Source organism: Desulfobulbus oligotrophicus (assembly GCF_016446285.1).
Lineage (GTDB): Bacteria > Desulfobacterota > Desulfobulbia > Desulfobulbales > Desulfobulbaceae > Desulfobulbus > Desulfobulbus oligotrophicus.
In genome coordinates this window covers 1,823,769-1,842,929 of the sequence record NZ_CP054140.1, presented here as the reverse complement: position 1 = coordinate 1,842,929, position 19,161 = coordinate 1,823,769, and the positions used below count along the sequence as shown (strand labels likewise).

The following is a 19,161-nucleotide window of genomic DNA, read 5'->3' as shown; positions in this document are numbered from 1 at the left end:
GATACGGCCATGAAAGAGACCGCTAAAGCCCCGCCTGCCACCAGTCGACAACCCCAACCAACAGGTACCCGACAACCGTTTTTTACGCCTGAACAGCAGAGCGGCTTTTTTACAACAGCTCCGGTGCAGCCAAAACTCAAAATCGGCAAACGGGGTGATATCTACGAGCAGGAAGCTGAGACCATGGCTGATCAGGTGGTCAACAGAACAGACAGCCCCACCGCCCCAACGAACGACAATCAGGAAGAACGTCTTAGCCGCCGTGACCTGCAAACACAGGGAGATGCCCACATCCATCGTCAGCCTTTTTTTGAAAGCGAGGCAGATGATGATGAACCGGTTCAGCGTTTTCACCGTGAGGTTGAAGAGGGTGACAAGGTCTTTCGCAGTGAAGATGACCTCCCGGTTGGCATGAGCAGAGGTGAGGCCATTGTGGCCATTGCCCGCTCCAAACTCGGCAAGGTGAAAGCCAAGCAACCCGAAGGCAGCGATGGTGGTCGACCGCTTCGTTACGGCTATGATCTGCTTCTGGAGATCTTTCAACTGAGTGCCCCAGGCGTATGGAGTGACGACGTTGTCAAGTACATCGGACCGGGGCTGCCTTCCTGGTGCGGCATTTTTGCCACCTACTGCATCAAAAAGGCCGGTATCGATATCGGCAACTGGCAGATGGGCAAAGGGGTCGCGGCCTACGGTACACTCAAGCCCACCGACAGCCCGCAACCCGGTGATATCGGCTACATTGATCAACCCTACCAGCACCACTGCATTATCAGCAGAGTGGAAGGCGACAGCATCGAATCCATTGACGGGAACAGCGGCCTGTTCAGTGAGATCACCGAAAACAAACGCTCCCGCACCGCCTATACCGGTTTTTTTACCGCTCAGCACACCACCGCTGCCGTTCAGAAAAAAGAACAGGATGAGGGATCCGCAGAAAACACCCCTGATCTTGAAAGCAGCCTACAGGCACAAAAAGGCCGGGGTGAGCCGCTGGACAATACAACCCGCGGGACCATGGAAACCAGCTTCGGGACGGAGTTTGGCGGTGTTCGCATCCATACCGATAATGAGGCTGCCCGCCTCAGTAACACCTTAAACGCCCAGGCCTTTACCCACGGCAACGACATCTACTTCAATGAGGGGACCTACAATCCGGAGACCTCTGCAGGGAAACACCTGCTTGCCCACGAACTCACCCATACCCTGCAGCAGCGTGACGGCTTACAGCCAATGGTGAACAGGGCCGCCAATCCCGGGGGCTCCAAAGAGCCGGCAATTAACTTCAGTGACAAGACCATCACCATCAAAAAACTGTATCTTCCCAAGCTCAAGGGCCGCAATAAAAACCTGATCGGTACAGCGGTTACACGTAATCGCAACTATAAACGGAAAGATTCGTATAAGGATACGGCAACCAGTTCCAGCAAGGCTCAGGATGTGGTGTGGAAAACCGGTGTTGAGCCCAAGGTGACAACCGAGGTTGAGAAGCTGACGAAAAAGGCTGCCGACAGTATGGCCTATGATGCAAGTGCCAACGCCTACTATTTAAAATGGGGCTCTCTGAACCTGATCGGCTCCAAAGAGACCATTGTCAAAAATGCCCTGGTACCGCTCTGGAATAAGACCGGCAAGGCTTCAGCCTATGACGTGGACCATGTCAAGGAACTGCAACTTGGCGGTGAAAACTCCCTTGATAACATGGAGCTGCTCAACTTCTCCGCCAACCGCGCCTCAGGATCAGCGGTGAAGAGGACCATTGAGATTGCAGTCAACACATTTCTTGCTTCCGAAGAGGCGAAAAAACAAGCTGCTGATGCCGGCAAAAAGCTGCCCAGTCTCAAAACAGCCAAAACCACCTATGACATCACCTTCAGCAGTGTTGGTTATGACGATGCCAAGGCCAACTTCAGTAAAGGTGCACTGGGTGATGACTACTGGTCAAAGAAAGATATAGCGGACAATGCAGCACACCTGAAACAGTTCAAGCCCATGACCACCAGACAGATTGCGGCGGCCAAAGGCACTGAAAACGACCCGATTATCTACACCTCCGAGGCAGGCGGCACTGGTTTACGCAAAGCAGACCTTGAAAAAATAAAGGGTATCGCGGTGAGCAAGTTCACCTTCCCGCCGGCTCCGACCGGTGAAAAGGCTGGCGATATTGAACTGACCATCACACCTCCTTCCGTGGTTAACGGCGACATCAAGGTGCCGATTCCCATCTACAAGATGGATGGGATCGTGTTCGGCGGCCACATGCCCCGACGCGGCAGCAAAAAAGGTCAGGGCGGCCTGGAAAAAATTCTGAGTAAACTGCAGATCAACGGGCTCAGCCCTGCGGAGCTGGATATGGTTGATTTCGTTCCCGGGATCGGTCTGGTGGTTCGTGGTCGGATTCAACCCACACTTGATATTCTTGAAGGCGTTGAACTCGACTTTTTCCTGGAAGGAGACAGCTTCGGAATCAGCAAGACCATCACTGCCGGTGAGTTCAAGCTGCCGCCACCGTTCAAGATCAATGCAGCACTCCTCACCATCGGTGCGGGCAACAAGGGCATCTTTGTTGAAGGCGACGTGCTCTTTGAAATCAGCAAGCTCGGCACCGGTATGATTTCAGGTCTTGGCAAGAGTAACGGCGATTTCGGCATTAAAGGCCGTTTTGACTTCGACCCCAAACTCTTCAAACAGGGAGCAGCCTCCATTGAGGTTGAGTACAACAACAAACAGGGCTGGGCTGCCAAAGGTGAGTTGCAGATAAGTAAAGGTACGGTCAGGGGAATCGACTCGGCAAAGATCGCTGTTGCCTATGCCAACAGGCAACTGACTGCCAACGGCACTGCTCAAGTGGCGCTGAGAGGAGTTGATGAAGTGACCCTGGCCATCAGGTTTGGTGAAGAGGTCTCGGAGATCGAGGGCACGATCAAAATCGGCAAGCTGCCGGGCGTCAAGGAGGGATCCGGTCAACTTAAACTGATCAAAACAGGGGATGACTACGACTTCAGCGGTGCCGGCAAGATCACACCCGACATTCCCGGTCTTTCCACCCAGATCGATTTCGAATTCCACAACAACATCTTCTTGGTCGATGCCCGGGTTGCCTATGACAAGAACCGCCTGAAGGGTACCCTCAACCTCGGCATCACCAACCGGGCCATCGATGCTGCAGGCAATCCCACCGGTGAGGCCCTTCCGGACTACAAAGTGTATGGTAAAAGCACTTTGGAGCTGATGATCACCGATAAGCTGGTGGTCAATGCCGGAGTCAACCTGCTTGAAAATGGTGAGATTGAGGTCACCGGAGGCATCCGCCTGCCGCAGCGGTTCGAGGTGGTTCCTACCTTGCTCAGCGTGGCCAACAAGCCGCTGATCACAGTTCCGCCCATTCATATACCGTTATTCGGTATTCCCCTCGGGATCACCACCATTGGTGTTGAGGCGGTCATCTCGCCGAGACTCACGGCCAGCGTGCAGATCGGTCCCGGCAGCCTGGTGAATGTCGGTGCCGAGATCACGTACAATCCAGCGCACCCGGAAACGATGAGCATTACCGGTGGGGCTGATTTCGAGTTTGTTGCCGAAGCGGGCATCACTGCCGGGGTCGACTTCGGGCTCTCGGCCAGTGTCGCTGTTGCCGCACTGACCGGTGGCATCGATCTTTCGGCTTTTATCAAGGCGGCAGCCAAACAACCGGTTTTTCACACAGCGCTTTCGTACTCACCTGCATCCGGCTTTGAACTGGATGGTCTGGTCAACGCCAAGGTAGCGGCTATTCTCGGCTTCAGCGGCGACCTGTTCGTACGGGCCTCGGCCGGGGTCTGGCCGGCGGAGATCTCCAAGACCTGGAGATGGCCGATATTCAAGAAAGAGGTTGATACCGGCCTGGAGATCGGCTTTGAATTTCCGTTTGCCTACAAGGATAACAAGGCGGATGTGTCCTTTGAAAACCTGCGGTTCACCTATCCCAGCCTTGATGATCTGACCGGCAAGGTGCGGGAAAAGATCGTTGATCCGCTGGTTCATGAATTCTAACAGAACGACTCTTCTCTGCCATGGATACAACCGTTATACAGACACTGCTCAAAGAGGGGGCTGAACTCCACCTGGCCGGCAACCTGGCCGATGCGGAACGCTGTTACCGGCAGGCACTGGAGCTTGACGACTCGAGCGCTGTCGCCCACAACAACCTTGCCTTCCTCCTTATGCAACGCCGGGAGTTTGAGGGTGCCGAGCAGGCGTACCAGCGCGCCATTGCACTGAGTCCCGCCTATGCAACAGCCTATACGAACCTCGGCCAGGCCTACCTGCTGATGCAGCGTTGGGAAGAGGCCTACGAGTACCTGACCAGGGCAACAGAGCTTGACAACAACGCATGGCATGCCTACGAAAGCCTGGCCAAACTCGCCATGCTCCACAATGAGAACGATCGCGCCGTCTCGTACTGGACCATAGCCAACCGCATTCAACCCAACCAGGAAAACCTGCTCAACCTGGCCCACTGTCTTGTTCAGCAGCGCCGGCTTGATGAGGCACGGGATGTGCTGACCCTGGCTGCAGACTACGATGACGAGCATGCCCGGCTGCATGCGCTCTTCGGAATCATCACCTTTGCCCAGTACGACTTCGGCTCCGCCCGCAAACACTTTAAACGCGCCCTTGGTCTGGAACCGGAAAACGCGGAAGTCCGGCACAATCTGGCCATGACCTACCTCAAGACAGGCCAGAGTGAGGAGGCTGTCATGGAGCTGCGTCGCATCCTGCTCCTGGCGCCGGGCCATATCGAGGCCCGTAACAACCTGGCCGTCATTGAACTGGCTGCCGGTGAACCGGATTCAGCACTGGAGCATTTTAATCTGACCCTTGAACAGGACCCGGGCAACAGCAAGGCGCTCTATTACAAAGGTCTTCTGCTGCTGCAGCAGGGCAAGACAGAGGCTGCCCGGGAGCTCCTGAAAAAAACAGTCGTCGCTGCACCCGGCGAATATCAGGCCCAGGCCGAGTCACTGCTCAGCACACTCCCATGAGGAATGCCATGAAACGAATCAAACGCCCCATCCAGAGACAACAGGACAACAAGCCGCACCACCCCTTCTTTACCTCAGACCGCAGCCGTGTACAACAAGGCGAAAGTCGACCGTTCTTCCAGAAACAGGCAAAGACTGAGGAGAACGAAGAAAAGGTGCAGACTGTCCGCCGGGCTGAACAGGAGGAACAAAACGAAACCGTCCAGCGTGCGGCTGATATTGAGGAGAAGACGGAAAATATGCCGGTTATGCGCCAGACCGAGGGACAGGAAGATAAAGAGCAGGCACCGCAGCAGTAAGAGCCACACACCCTGATGAACCACCCATGACCCCTTCTGCTAAAAATGCCCTGGCCATTGATCAGTACCTCAAGTTTCTGGCCGACATGCTCCACCAGCGATTGAGCCGGTACTTTGAGGCCCATCCAGGCCCGACAAAATTCGACGATATCAAAAAACTCGTCTCAGCCAGGGATGACTCCGAGCTGTCGATCTTTATTCGCAGGCATAAGTTGACACCGGAGGAGATCATCGTGGTGCTGCTGGCACTGGCACCCCATGTCCGCCCGGAGTTTTTCGATATCATACTCAGTCAGACCCTGCCCCAGGCCGGCGACTTCCCCCAGATCGGCGGCACTCGCGGCAAACAGTCCCGAGGCTTCATGCCCACCGGGGAAACCGCCCTGTTCCTGCTTGCCGGTGACAACCTGCACCGCCGGTTTGAACTGCAGCACATCTTTGACTCTGAACACCTGTTTGCACAACAGAACATCCTCCGGCTGAACGAACCCGAACCGGGTGAACCGCTGTTAAGCGGCCGGATCGTCATGGCCCGCGACTATCTTGAACTCTTCATCTCCGGCAGGTTCCTGCGACCCCGATTGTCCATGGACTTTCCCGCCGAATATATCTCCACTGAACTAAGTGAAGAAGAACTGGTGTTACCGGAGACAACCTGGAGCCAACTCAACGAACTCGAGCACTGGATCAACTGGCAGGCGGTCATGATGCAGCAGTGGCACATGCGAAAGTGGATCCGGCGCGGATACCGGGCGTTGTTCCATGGCCCATCGGGAACCGGTAAAACCCTTGCCGCCCTTGTCCTTGGCAAGAAAACCGGCAAAGATGTCTTTCGGATCGATCTGTCGATGGTGGTCTCAAAATTCATCGGGGAAACAGAAAAAAATCTGTCCCAGCTCTTTGAACGCGCCCGCAGCAAGGACTGGATCCTCTTCTTTGACGAGGCGGATGCCCTGTTCGGCAAACGTACCAATGTCCGGGATGCCCATGACAAGTATGCCAACCAGGAGGTGGCCTACCTGCTGCAACGGATCGAAAATCATGATGGTCTCGTGATTCTCGCCTCCAACTTCAAAACAAACATTGACGAAGCCTTTCTCCGCCGCTTCCAATCCGTGGTCTACTTCCCCCTCCCCGGGCCGGAGGAACGGTATGCCCTCTGGCAGAAAGTGATGCCGCAGCACAGAGATGTACAGACTCCGGACCCAAAGGAGCTGCTCACAATCGCCAAGAAGTACGAACTGACCGGTGCCAACATTGTCAACATCGTTCAGTTCTGCTGTCTATCCGCTCTGGCCAACCACACAACAGAGATCACCCTTGAGGCTCTCAAAACCGGTATTGAACGGGAGTTTCAGAAGGAAGGGAAGGTCTTTTAACAGGCCGGCGGAGAACAGACAGGGGCCCCCACACCAGGTAACCGTCCCGGCTGCAGGTCGTCTGCCCCTGAAGTACCCCTGTTCAGGTGGCATCGGAGTCTTTTATCCTCAACTAACCAGCAAAGTATGCACCTGATGTTGCAGCACAGGTAGTACCTCAGCTGCAAACCACGGGTTTTTCTTGAGCCAGCTGTTGTTACGCCACGAAGGATGCGGCAGCACCACATGCCGTAGCCGGGTATCAGCCTCATATATCTCCCGCCAGCAGCGTACGGTCTGGTGCACGCTTTGTCTGATACAGTGAGACGGCAAGGAGAGCTGCGGCAAGTGCCACTGCTGGGCATGTCGGCCGACCAGCAGCAGCAGCTCAAGCCGGGGCAGCCAGGTGAAAAGAGCGGCACGCCAGGTCGGCGCACATTCCCGGCGGGGCGGCAGATCACTGCCGCCGGCAGTCAGACCTGGGAAACAAAACCCCATGGGTAGGACGGCAATACGGGTTTCATCATAAAATGTCTCCTCATCGATCCCCATCCACTGCCGCAGACGAACACCGGATGGATCGGTAAAGGGACGTCCACTGGTATGAGCGCGAATCCCGGGGGCCTGACCGGCAATACAGATACGGGCTGTGCCCGACACCTGGACAATCGGTCGTGGTTCATGATCCAGCGGCCGGCCATACCACGGTTCGTCCCGACAGATTCGGCACTTGCGCACCGCCCTGACCAGGGCATCGAGTGAAGGCCAGGATGGATGAGGGGGTAAGCTGTGCTGTCTGTTCTTCATCAGGCAGACACACTCTTTTTCATTGCCTCCACCGGCTCGACAGCGGCAACAGGATACACCACCGATCGATCCTCCCGGATCACCGCGCCATCGGTCAGTCGGGCAGGAACAACGTGTTTCGGCCCCATAATATGAAAGACCGTCTGTCCGTTGGCAAGCAGGTAATCGGATACAATACGACGATGACAGCGCCACCAGAGAACTTCAGCACACATGATTGCGCAACACTGGCTGAGGCCTGCCTGTAAAAGACGCAGCAGCCCCTGCTGAAACGACTCTGACAGTGCATAGTCGGCATAGCGATGAAAGGCGGCATTACGCCAGTTACCGTTCAGCTCAGGCGGCACATCGTAACTCTTGCCCCGGAAACCGCCCAACTCAGGGATCTGTTGATAAGTGATGCCGACCTCACCCAGCGCCAGGGACAGGGGGATGGCATCAAACTGACTGTTTGCCCGGGAACGGGTTATTTTGCGGATATCCACCAGACATGTGACCTTGTGCTCACGCAGCAGACTCAGGAAGTCGGCACAACTGCGATTTGAATGGCCGATGGTGAAAAAGGTCGCTGCCAATCGACTGCTCCTGATCCTGCTCAGTCGGGCACTCAGATACGCTCGAGCACACGACCCTTGTGCGCGGCTATATGATCGGTCTTGTCGCTTTTGATCTCGTACTGGGGATCAGCCGGGGAGGCGTGATGCGTATACCCCTTGAAGGCAAAGTCTTCCGTATGGCAGGCAATGATGGTGCCTGTTACCCAGCCGGCCTCGGAATTCCATCTCACATGATCACCAACTTTGAACAATGTACTCATAAGTACGCCTCTCATTCTTCCGGAAGTTGAACAACGGCCGATTGGCGCCTCGTCAAATCAGGGGCATTGTTGCCACGTGCTGCTGCAGATCATCGGCAGCGGCAAAGCAACAGCAAACCCGGATACCATCTGCACCACAAACCGTCATCTCTTATCTTCGGGTCTTTGCCGCACTGGTTGTAAAAGACATCATCATGCCTGTATCTTCATGCTCCAACAGATGACAGTGAGCCATGTACATACGTTCCGGGGGTGCCTGATGTTTAAAACGAACAAGGATAACACTTTCACCACCCTGCACTAAAACCGTATCCTTCAGCCCTCTCCTGTGGGGCAGAGGTGGACGGTTGTTTTCCTGCAAAATTCTGAACTGACACCCATGGACATGAAAGGGGTGCAGCATCATGTCTGACCCGTTGACAATCCACTTTTCATACTGTCCCACCTTCACATCAAACGACGCATAGTTCATGGTGAACGCTCGGCCGTTGATCATATTGCTCTTCCAGATGTCACCCCCACTTCCACCCATCATTCCCCGGCCCATCATGCCCCGACCGCGCCCCATCATACCGCCACCCATCATACCACCACCCATCATACCAGCGCCCATCATACCACCGCCCATCATCGGCCCCATACTGCCGCCGAAACGATCACGCAACTCACGCATTCCCTGCATCATCATCCAGTGATCCATGGAAAGATCAATATAACGAATGGGCAGGTGCTGATGGCTGGGAATGGCAGGCAGCTTCACCAGGGCTTTGGGCATGCTCCTGTGACCGGGTTTGCTGTTTGGTTGTAAACGCAGCACAGGCACACTCTGGTCAAAGGGAGGGATATTCATACCCGGCTGACGCACCGGTAACGACAGCAGATCAACATCACGACCACTGCCAAGATCAATCAGCACCTCAAAACGTTCACCCATCAGCATATCCAGCTGATGCACCTGTATGGGTGTTTCCAGGAAACCACCATCACTGGCGATCACATACATCGGCCTATTATCACTGCAGGCCAGACGCAGAGACCGTGCATTGCAGCCATTGAGCAGGCGTAACCGCACCCAGCCTTGAGGTGCCTCATGATGCGGATAAAACGCACCGTTGGTTATCATGAGATCACCAAACCAGCCCACTGTGGCGGTCATAACATCCATTGCATAGCTGATCTGAAAATTCTCATCCAGTCGTTTATCCTGGATAACAACGGGAATATCGTCCACACCATGGGTTTTCGGGAGTGCCAGCGCGTCACTGGTCTCATCTTCCACAATGATCATCCCGGCCAATCCCATGGCAACCTGAAAACCTGTGCGCTGGTGCGGGTGAGGGTGGTACCAGCAGGTGGATGCAGGCTGGTCGACACGGATGGTCGGCTTCCAAGAACCACCGGCCGGGATCATGGCCTGTGGTCCACCGTCGGCTATCCCCGGCACTTCCAGGCCATGCCAGTGCAGAGCAGTTGATTCCGGCAGCCGGTTCTGCACGTTCATGGCGACAAGCTCCCCTTTCCGCAGGGCAAGCGTAGGGCCGAGAATGTCTGCGCTATACCCCCAGGTCTTCACCTTTCTGCCAAACCATGTTGTCTGTCCCTCCTGAACCGTTAACAGGAGTCGGCCGTCTTCCGGACGCAGCAAAGGAGCAATGGGCAACACCCGGGTGGTCTCGGCGGCAATAGCCATAAGTGCAGGAAAGGGAATGCCGGTACTTAAGGCGGTCAGTCCAAGCATCTTGATGAAATCACGTCTTTTCATGAACATCTCCGTAACAGTCGTGGGCAGAGTGAAAAAGAAGGCCCGGCTGATTCTGACAGCAGAGTATCGCCAAACATCTTGGCGCAGCCCGGTATCAAAGCCGGCTCTGTCCTGCTTGTTTTTGTATGCCTACATGGTATGCACTGATCACTGATAGCGCAAACCAACCTCCGGACAGAGACGTGATCCATGCACAACAGGATCATGATGGGGCTGGTGTCTGGTCGCGCGTTCTCTCACAGGCCGGCAACTCTTAATACACTGCCAACAGTACACCTCCTGAAAGACTGTCACGTTTACAAGAGGAGCAGCTGACCACAGGTGACTATCTGCCGAACAGATCAACAGGCTGGACCGGCGAGACAGTATGGCAGAGACAGTGTAACGTCCTGTTGATGGAAAAACTCTTACGGGCACAGCGTATCAATACTGACAGGGCCGGGAACCGGTATCTTTTTCAGGGGGGTGGACACTGGTGGCAGCAATGCAGAACCATGACAAAAAAACAGACCCCTTTCTCACAAACAACCAACGCTTGCGTATGAGAAAAGATTCATCAGCTATTTGGAATGAACTGTTGTATCCTGATCAGCGGCAGGTTCCTGCTCCTCTGCAGATGGCAGGACCGTTCCCTCTTCAACCCTGCAGTATTCACTGGTACTGTCCATGCCGGTGTGCCCGTGCCAACGATCATCAGCCCAATCCATCTCTTGAATATTATTCATTTCCTTCACCTTTTATTCTGACAACTCTTATCATATACCGCAACATGCCGTTGACTCTATATTTCGGCATGCCGGCAAGAAGAGATACATCAAACGTTCCCCATTCAATAAATTGAGAACACCGCCCGGCACCCCTTTTTGACCCAAATGCCGCCACGATCCCATCCCCAGTTCTCCCCCATGCGGCACCGGGTTGATGAGAGTTGTCGTTCAATCTGGACATGACCGCGATTTACAGGGGCACGACAGTAATTCGGACGTCCCCCCCAGGATTCACAGGTGAGCGTCCGTTGAGAACGTCGGTGTTGACGTTCCTCGCGAAAACGATTCCCCTCATTAAAACGACGATCCTGAGGCGGATACGGGGAAGTGCCGCCAAGTTCAAATTGTGCCCGGCACCCACCTGCCACCCAAACGCCTCGTCGGTCGTATCCCCAGGTCCGCCCTTCATGACAGTCTGATTTACTGAGTTGTCGAACAAGACGAACCCCGCCCTTTGTGTCTGCACGACAGTATCGGGACTGACCGTCAATGGATTCGCAGAAAAGCTGACGACCGCTGGCCGGGCTATAACTCAGAAAAACAAGGAGCGTCAGTGCTATTGGAAAAAACACTCTTTTAAGCATTCTCAAAACCATAGGGATCATAGCCCTCTCTGGTAAATTACATGGGAGTCAGGTTATCGCTGCACAGTACACATACAATAGAAAAAAGAATAAAAATACCTGCAAATCGGTGTGCCATAGATCCTTTATAAAGACAACCGAATTCCGATTTTCTTACATGACTGTGTGTTTTCTTTATGACATGATAGAATTTAGCTTGCTTAGCGATGGTCTATTGTCTACCAGTATATTTTTATTTTTATTGAGATTATACTGGCAAAATTAGACGCGCCAAAGTATTGTAGGCGTCCATATATTTCTCAGGCTTTCTGGGCAGCCGGGAAACTCCTTACACGTCTCAAAAACAGGCCCGCCACTGTGACCGGGAACGGACACTGCACAGGGTCACTGATCTTGAGATTGGGAAAACGCAGGAAGGAGAAAGATCTGCCTGAGAAATGAAGACTTTTTTTCTCTGGATCAGAGAAAACACTGATACGTGGATAAGTCAGGGCAACAACGTCTGCCCTGTACAGTGTAGTGGCACGTCTGCAACTGCTGATATGGTGGAACAGACAGTTTGAGCATGTGCATACACGCCTTCTTCCTGAAATCTTTTCAAGAGGAAAGTCAAGTGATCATGCACTGCACAGATGTGACTACCAGCCGATGTATCAACGCAACAACGTTTTTTATCCTGCTGCACAATAACAACCATTCATGAAGGAGTTGTCTATGTCATCACGTCCCACGACCACAGCTGCTGTTGCCTTTGCCTGCCTGCTTGGCTTTACTCTTCCGGTTCAGGCTGCTGATGCGCCATTTGAGATTGAACACGGTAAAATTAATACTGCTGACGCCTCTCCGGTTGACCCCGGAGCGTTTGAGTTCGAAACCACCTTTGCGCAAACCCGCGCTGACCGAAGCTGGAGCGGCAGCGGTAATACCCACGGCCGCGGTACGTTTCGTGAACGTTCCCTTGGTTTCTCATTCACTGCAGGTCTCATTGAGAACATGGATGCCAACATCAGCGGTGGCTACAGCTGGATCAAAGACAATGACAACGTCTACGATGAAGACGCTGAACTGCTCGGACCGTTTCGCGGCGAAGATTTCACCGACCTTGAACTGAGCGGCCGGTATCGCTTTTTCAACGATGAGGCCCGGCATCTGGAAATCGCCTATATCGGTGGAGTAACCATTCCGGTCGGCAGCGATTCGGACCGGGATGAAATAGGCACCAGCCAGGAGTACTGGAGCTTTGATCAGACCCTGGTCGCAACCAAGGACTGGGGACAGTGGACCCTTAACGGCGATATCGGTTTTTCCTTACCCATCGGCAACAAGCGGGAAAATGTCCGCGGAACGCTGAACGCCGACCTGGCGCTGGGGTATCAGATACTCCCCTGGCTGCAGCCTGAAGTGGAATTGAACTACAGCCATGATTATTTAAAAGATGAATCAGATGCGCAGGTTTTGGCTGTCACGGCAGGCTTTGTTATGCCGATCAATGAAACCTGGCTGGTCAACCTGGGAGTCCAGCAGGATTTCTGGGGACAGAACGTCGATAAAACCACCACATGGACCACGACAGTCAAGATCGCCTTCTGATCGCAAAAACCTGAACACCGCTGACACCGTCAGCGGTGTTCACTACAGCTGCTGCGACCAAAGTATCCTGTTGGGACTTAAGTGTTTCGCATCCCGATTTTCCGCGACCCAACATACCTGTCAGGTGCCCATGCGGTGACAACATCCTGCTCACCTGCACCATCTCTTCTGTGACCCGCAAACAACCCGCAGATCATGCTCAGGCTTCACTGGTTTTCCTGAACCGCCACCGCACCATCCGCCGGTCAGCGGTGACTTTCTGTATCTGAAAAAATCGGAAACGCTTCATCGGCAAGCGCCCTTGTTTCTGCCTGACCCCGACAGCAAACAAAGACAGCCGGAAAAGTTTTTCTACCGCTTTGAAGATAAGATTGTACATACAGTCGTAGAACAATCAGGTATACTTTCTCTTGTCAACCTGTCCGTGCTACCTGATCGTGAACATCGTCCATCTTGAGCCCCGACCTGAAGGAGAATGTATCATGCCTATACCGCTTCATGAAAAATCCTTACTCAGAAACCAGGGATACATTAACGGACAATGGCAGGATGCCGATGAGCAGCGGGTTTATCCGGTGATCAATCCTGCCACCGGTCAGACCATAACCATGGTGGCTGACATGGGTGCCTCGGAAACCAAAACAGCAATTAAGGCTGCCGACCAGGCCTGGCCGGCCTGGCGGTCGCTGACCGCAAAAGACCGTGCTGCAATACTTAAACGCTGGTTTGAACGTATCAAAATCCATGCTGAAGACCTGGCCCGGCTCATTACCCTTGAGCAGGGCAAACCTCTGGCCGAAGCCAAAGGCGAAGTCGGATACGGTGCCTCTTTTATAGAATGGTTTGCTGAGGAAGGCAAACGCGCCTACGGCAGTGTCATCCCGAGTCCACTTGCCGACCGCATGCTCCTGACCATCAAGCAACCCATTGGTGTCTGTGCGGCCATCACTCCCTGGAACTTCCCCCTGGCAATGATCACCCGTAAAGTAGCCCCGGCCCTGGCCGCCGGATGCACCGTGGTCTGCAAACCGGCAGAAGCCACACCGCTGACCGCTCTTGCCCTGGCAGTGCTGGCAGATCAGGCAGACATACCACCCGGTGTATTCAACATCGTCCCCTGCGATGCCTCGCATGTGCCGGAGGTTGGTCAGACCCTTTGTGAAAGTCCGGTGATACGAAAACTCTCCTTCACTGGTTCTACTGCGGTGGGTCGCCGGCTGATGCAACAGTCAGCGCCTACCATCAAAAAACTTTCACTTGAACTCGGTGGTAATGCCCCTTTCATCGTTTTTGACGATGCTGATCTGGATGCAGCCGTTGAAGGTGTCCTGGCCTCCAAATATCGTAATGCAGGACAGACCTGTGTCTGCGCCAATCGAATATATGTTCAGGATACTGTATATCAGGTCTTTGCGGAAAAGCTCGCTGCCCGGGTCCAGGAGATGACAGTCGGCATAGGCACCGAGCCGGGAGTCATGATTGGACCTCTCATCAATTCGGCTGCCCTGAACAAAGTACAGGCACATATTGCAGATGCGCTGGCAGGAGGTGCCAAAGTGCTGGTGGGTGGCACATTACATCAACTGGGCGGCCTGTTTTTCAAGCCCACCATTCTCACCGATGTTTCTCAATCGATGCGCATAGCTCGCGAAGAGACCTTTGGTCCGATAGCTCCCCTGTTCCGCTTTCACACCGAAGAGGAAGTCATTACCATGGCCAATGCCAGTGAGTTCGGTCTGGCCGCCTACTTTTACGCTCGTGACATCGGACGGGTACTGCGAGTAGCTTCTGCCATTGAAGCCGGTATGGTTTGCGTGAACAGCGGCCTCCTCTCCAACGAGGTCGCCCCCTTCGGCGGGGTCAAGCAATCAGGTATCGGCAGAGAGGGAGCCCGGGAAGGGTTGGAAGAATACCTGGAAATCAAATATGTAACGCTGGCGGGCTTGTAGGATATGCTCTGGACAGGAACCGGAGAGAGCGACTATTCCCCTTGATACCAGTTACAAAAATGCCCCGGGGTTGCCAACCGGTATACGTCACACTCCTGGTCCATTTTTCTGTACGCAACAACAGCTGCACCATCCATGGGTCCGGCTGGTACGTATTTTCACGGGCACTTCGGATCTATATGACGACGCAGCGCCTCGGCATCCGTCCCTGGAGGGCAGTCTTCCTCTCCACAGGCAATCTCTTCCACAACCCACTGTTGCCGGTGACGCTTTAAAGTGGCGTTGACCGTTTCATAGTGACTCCTCCCATCAGCAGAACGGGGATCCACACTCAGCCAGCCCTTGGTGGAAGAGATGCACAACTCCCGCACCACAAACACCATCTGATAAGCTTGTGGATCAAAATGTGCCAGTCTGGCACGCAGGGCATCTATAATCTGCGCCCGTTCCGGATCACGAGGCTGTGGTGTGCGCCACTGTTCGACGGCAAAGGCAGTGCCGACAACTGACAGCACCCAAAAAAACACCATCACTGACGACGTATGCCGACAGGATCTAAAAAAATGAAAACCCATGGCAAAACTCTGTTATTTTTGTGAAATCTACGTTAAAAATAATCTCCACCAACAGCAAAAATTCACCTGCAACCAGAGAATCGCGGAACAATAAAGTCTGCCATTACCACCTGAAGGAACCTGCCGGAATCATTTTTTCGTTTACCTGTCTCAGCAGAGCTCCCAGGACAACAGAAGCGAGTGTTCAAAACAGGAAGATATCCCGTAAAAATATCCACAAACCGGCTGATTAGTTTGTACCTGTATACAAACCGTGTCTTTGAAAAAAACCCGCTCTTTTCTCCTCTTCAAGATAATCCAAAAAAAACTATGTAACCAGATACAATGACAGGTTAAATACAATTTCGTCGCAACGGTGAACGCAGCCTGGACAGTCATGCAGGCAGCCTGACCTGTTTCGCTCCCGCACCCCGATACCTTTCTGGAGGATGCATATTATTGTCCGACTCATGTTGAAATTTTATGCCAGACGTGCAAATATACGACAAGGTGTCAAAATGACACCTGTTAGAAGCAGCACAACCAAACCATTACAACGTCAAACAATCTGAATTGACCGTTGAACTTTTATTTGTTGATAAAGGAATGAATATGAACAAAACTGCACCATTTAAAATACTGCGTACCTGCCTGTTGGCGACACCCCTGATTTTCAGCCTGGCCGGATCGGTCAATGCGAAAAGTATCGGAAAAGACCAGGTCAATATTCGTGAACAGCCCAACACCAACAGCCCGGTGCTGTTCATTGCTCCCCTTGGCTACCCGATCAAAATAGTCAAAGAAAGCAACGGCTGGGTGTACTTTAAAGACTGGCAGAACAACAACGGCTGGGTCCACAAACCGTTGATCTCCAACATAGACACAGCGGTCATCATTGTTGAAAAGGCAAACATCCGCAGCACCTCCAACACGAGTGGGAGCGTTGTTGCCAATGCGGAATTTGGAGAAATCTATACTATCCAGGCAAGGGCCAAAAACTGGGTTAAACTCGGGTATTACGAGAGTGGAGCCACCGTTGGCTGGATACGCACCGACTTAATCTTTGGTCATTAAAACAGCCCTGTTGATCAGCCTGCTACCAAGCCCCAAAAGACGGATCCGTTTACCCTGACAGACTGTACGCTCATTGCGATTACCGCCAGTGAAAAGCCAGCCCCATACTGGAGCACTTCATCAACGTTCGACAACGAACCGGGAGTGAACAAAACGATCTTGTTGTCTGGCTGCAGGTCTGTCATGTACCTGCCCGATTGACCGCCTTGTTACGATGATACTCCGGCACCGCTTACAATCGGACCCATACGTACAACACCTCTCTCCGGCATGACAGACCTGCTCCGAAATCCGGCGGACAACAGGCACATAAAAGAGCCATCCCCTTTGACCAACCGGTACATGAGATGAGCTTTTTACGCGGCCCGGCAGCAGTAGTGTGAATCTGCTCTTCAAACGCCGGATTGCAACAAGCTCGCGAGACGGCAGGGCCTCCTTAAAGGATGTGGTCTGTGCGGATTGCATGGAGTGTTACCTCACCAGGACAAACAGATCAAAAACCGCTTTCCCGGATGAGAACCGCGAACAACTGCCGACCCATTTCCGCCAGTCGGCTCTTTCCCGGAGCATCGATACGAACCCAGCCACGGATCTCCCTGTTGATCGGCAACGGCTCTGCAAGTTCCAACCGAACCCGGTACAGCACATCCACTGGCTCCATGGTTACAGCATCTTCCCGTGTGGCGACAGGGCCGCCCCGTCGGGCATCAAAGAGGGGCGAAATCAACTGACTGCAGGGACTGGTTTCGATGTCTGTCACCTTACCACGAAACGATTGCCAGCCGCGTTCCGGATGAAACATCGCCACTGCCCCGATACGGATCTGTTCCACTTGGTGCTGCTCAACGTACACATCAACGATCCACCTCCGGGGGGCAACCAGCAGACCAATCCGGCTCTGCGGGCTGATCCATGTCCCCTGCCGTAAAAGCGGATCCGTATCCAGCCACAGGCCGGTGAAGGCGGCACGCACCTCAAGCCGGTTACGCTCGTCCTGCACAGCTGCCACCTCGGCCAGTTGCATGGTCAGTTGTTCGCTGACCACCGGTCGCTGATCCATCTCTTCAGCCTGCACACTTATCCCGGCCAACTTCTGCCGAAGTCCGTGTACCAGGGCCCTGTTCTGTTGATTTCGAGCAACGAGATCCGGCGACTCAAACAAGGCCAGCACCTCGCCTGCGTGGACCTGGCCCGGTGGATGCAGACGGACCACCTGCGCGGCAAAGGGACTGAACACCAGCTGCTGACGACCGGGATGGGCCACAGCCGGAGCCGTGATATGAGAGGCCCACGGCCAGGCCAGGACCGTTCCTGCTGTCATCAACAGCAAGATGATCCCCATCAGACGACCACGGACTATCTCGCGGCGACGCCGTACCCACAAACCAATCTCCATGACAATGGGCCGAAAGATAAACCAGCTTATTTCCACAACAAACAGGACCACACCAAAGGCTTTAAAAAAGAAAAAGTAGACCGCAGCAGCAATACCGGCAAACACGACAAGACGGTAGCACCAGGTCATAAAGGCAAAGATGATCAACCCAGAACGCATCCGCCGGGAAAAAGACTCGGCATCGGTCTCTTGCCAGCCCAGCAACCGATTACGCAGCCAGTGTCTTGCCAAAAGACCGGATCGTTCGTGCAGGTTGGGAATATCGAGCAGGTCGGAGAGAATGAAGTAACCGTCAAAACGCATAAACGGACTGGCGTTGATGGCCAGAGAGACAATCCATCCGGTGGTGGCGGCATAGAGGGCGGCCTGCCGGGCCAGGCCGTCGTCCAACAGTGCCCATACCAGAGTTGCAAGACCGGCCAGGGCGAGCTCACTGCCAAGCCCGGCAACAGAAACCGCCAAACGCTGCCGGCCGGAACGCAGCTTCCACGATTCACCGACATCGGTGTACAGCATTGGCCACAACACCATCAGGGCTATTCCCATATGCCCGACACGCACACCAAAATGTGTTGCCACCAGGGCATGCCCCAGCTCATGACAGGTCTTGCAGACAATAATCGCCAGTATAAAACCAGCCAGGCCGGCCGGTGTTAACAGTCCGGCCACACTGTGGATAAAGACATCCCACTGGCGGGTGGTGAGAAAAATGCCCAGCAGACTGGCAAAGACCAAGGTGATAAGCCCACTGCGGCCGGCCAGCGGTCGCAACAGAGGAAGCATCGCCCTGAGCAGACGTTCCGGCCGAACCAGAGGTATCCGGACAAACAGGTAATGACGTAACCACCAGCGCCAATGGTGCCAGGTAAACACCCTGGCAGAGGCTGCCATACGGGCCATGGCTTCGCCATCAAGACGCAACAGCTGATGCTGTTCCAGGAAACGGGCAAAGGCCTCCACCTGTTCAGTTGCCACCGGCATGGGGGTCGAGGCTGCCACCGCAGCAGCAATGCGGTCTGCTTGCGGCGACCAGTGCTGCAGGCATGCAAACTCCAGCCAACCGATACGATAAAACCGATTGGCCACCGGATCCTGGATGGTCCAGGCTGGGGAGCCGTCCCGATTGGGTGCTACAGGGTGCAGCTGCAGATCCTGTCGCAGGGGAGGCAACAGCGGCATG

The 19,161-nt window shown here is 54.1% G+C and carries 15 protein-coding genes; 7 read left to right on the top strand and 8 right to left on the bottom strand.

Going from position 1 to position 19,161, the window contains the following annotated elements:
- The first annotated feature begins 9 nt into the window (after positions 1–9).
- Genes HP555_RS08285 through HP555_RS08270 form a run of 4 tightly spaced genes read left to right on the top strand, consistent with a single transcriptional unit; the run spans position 10 to position 6,702 of the window.
- Positions 10–4,032: an eCIS core domain-containing protein gene (locus HP555_RS08285; protein ID WP_199261438.1), complete on the top strand. Its 4,023-nt coding sequence runs from the start codon at positions 10–12 to the stop codon at positions 4,030–4,032.
- A 20-nt stretch (positions 4,033–4,052) separates the two neighbouring features.
- Positions 4,053–5,024 (top strand): tetratricopeptide repeat protein, encoded by a 972-nt coding sequence (locus HP555_RS08280; protein WP_199261437.1) that lies wholly within the window; start codon positions 4,053–4,055, stop codon positions 5,022–5,024.
- Positions 5,025–5,032: 8 nt separating this feature from the next.
- Positions 5,033–5,323, top strand: a complete 291-nt coding sequence (locus HP555_RS08275; protein ID WP_199261436.1) for a hypothetical protein — start codon at positions 5,033–5,035, stop codon at positions 5,321–5,323.
- A 26-nt stretch (positions 5,324–5,349) separates the two neighbouring features.
- Positions 5,350–6,702, top strand: a complete 1,353-nt coding sequence (locus tag HP555_RS08270) for an ATP-binding protein (protein WP_199261435.1) — start codon at positions 5,350–5,352, stop codon at positions 6,700–6,702.
- Between the two features lie 108 nt (positions 6,703–6,810).
- Here HP555_RS08270 and HP555_RS08265 read toward each other — a convergent pair whose 3' ends face one another.
- The 6 genes from HP555_RS08265 to HP555_RS08240 all read right to left on the bottom strand — a co-directional run bounded on the left by HP555_RS08265 (position 6,811) and on the right by HP555_RS08240 (position 11,418).
- Positions 6,811–7,488, bottom strand: coding sequence for a uracil-DNA glycosylase family protein (locus HP555_RS08265; RefSeq protein WP_199261434.1), 678 nt, complete (start codon positions 7,486–7,488; stop codon positions 6,811–6,813).
- Positions 7,488–8,063, bottom strand: a complete 576-nt coding sequence (locus HP555_RS08260; protein ID WP_199261433.1) for a DUF488 domain-containing protein — start codon at positions 8,061–8,063, stop codon at positions 7,488–7,490. The genes HP555_RS08265 and HP555_RS08260 overlap by 1 nt, the downstream gene beginning before the upstream one ends.
- Positions 8,064–8,095: 32 nt before the next feature.
- Positions 8,096–8,305 (bottom strand): hypervirulence associated TUDOR domain-containing protein, encoded by a 210-nt coding sequence (locus HP555_RS08255; protein WP_199261431.1) that lies wholly within the window; start codon positions 8,303–8,305, stop codon positions 8,096–8,098.
- Positions 8,306–8,456: 151 nt separating this feature from the next.
- The gene (cueO, locus tag HP555_RS08250; protein ID WP_199261429.1) at positions 8,457–10,067 is read right to left on the bottom strand and encodes a multicopper oxidase CueO; all 1,611 of its coding nucleotides are present in this window, start codon (positions 10,065–10,067) and stop codon (positions 8,457–8,459) included.
- A 560-nt stretch (positions 10,068–10,627) separates the two neighbouring features.
- Positions 10,628–10,792: a hypothetical protein gene (locus HP555_RS08245; RefSeq protein WP_199261428.1), complete on the bottom strand. Its 165-nt coding sequence runs from the start codon at positions 10,790–10,792 to the stop codon at positions 10,628–10,630.
- A 104-nt stretch (positions 10,793–10,896) separates the two neighbouring features.
- The gene (locus tag HP555_RS08240) at positions 10,897–11,418 is read right to left on the bottom strand and encodes a DUF3011 domain-containing protein (RefSeq protein WP_199261426.1); all 522 of its coding nucleotides are present in this window, start codon (positions 11,416–11,418) and stop codon (positions 10,897–10,899) included.
- Between the two features lie 714 nt (positions 11,419–12,132).
- Here HP555_RS08240 and HP555_RS08235 point away from each other — a divergent pair.
- Positions 12,133–13,008, top strand: a complete 876-nt coding sequence (locus HP555_RS08235; protein WP_199261424.1) for a transporter — start codon at positions 12,133–12,135, stop codon at positions 13,006–13,008.
- 482 nt (positions 13,009–13,490) lie between these two features.
- Positions 13,491–14,957 carry an NAD-dependent succinate-semialdehyde dehydrogenase gene (locus tag HP555_RS08230; RefSeq protein ID WP_269846837.1) on the top strand — a complete coding sequence of 489 codons (1,467 nt, stop codon included), beginning with the start codon at positions 13,491–13,493 and terminating at the stop codon, positions 14,955–14,957.
- Positions 14,958–15,115: 158 nt separating this feature from the next.
- Here the strand turns inward: HP555_RS08230 and HP555_RS08225 are convergent, their stop codons facing one another.
- Positions 15,116–15,487: a hypothetical protein gene (locus HP555_RS08225; RefSeq protein WP_199261423.1), complete on the bottom strand. Its 372-nt coding sequence runs from the start codon at positions 15,485–15,487 to the stop codon at positions 15,116–15,118.
- 636 nt (positions 15,488–16,123) lie between these two features.
- Here HP555_RS08225 and HP555_RS08220 point away from each other — a divergent pair.
- The gene (locus tag HP555_RS08220; RefSeq protein WP_199261421.1) at positions 16,124–16,585 is read left to right on the top strand and encodes an SH3 domain-containing protein; all 462 of its coding nucleotides are present in this window, start codon (positions 16,124–16,126) and stop codon (positions 16,583–16,585) included.
- 493 nt (positions 16,586–17,078) lie between these two features.
- Here the strand turns inward: HP555_RS08220 and HP555_RS08215 are convergent, their stop codons facing one another.
- Positions 17,079–19,160, bottom strand: coding sequence for a hypothetical protein (locus HP555_RS08215; RefSeq protein WP_199261419.1), 2,082 nt, complete (start codon positions 19,158–19,160; stop codon positions 17,079–17,081).
- Between the last annotated feature and the right edge of the window lies 1 nt (position 19,161).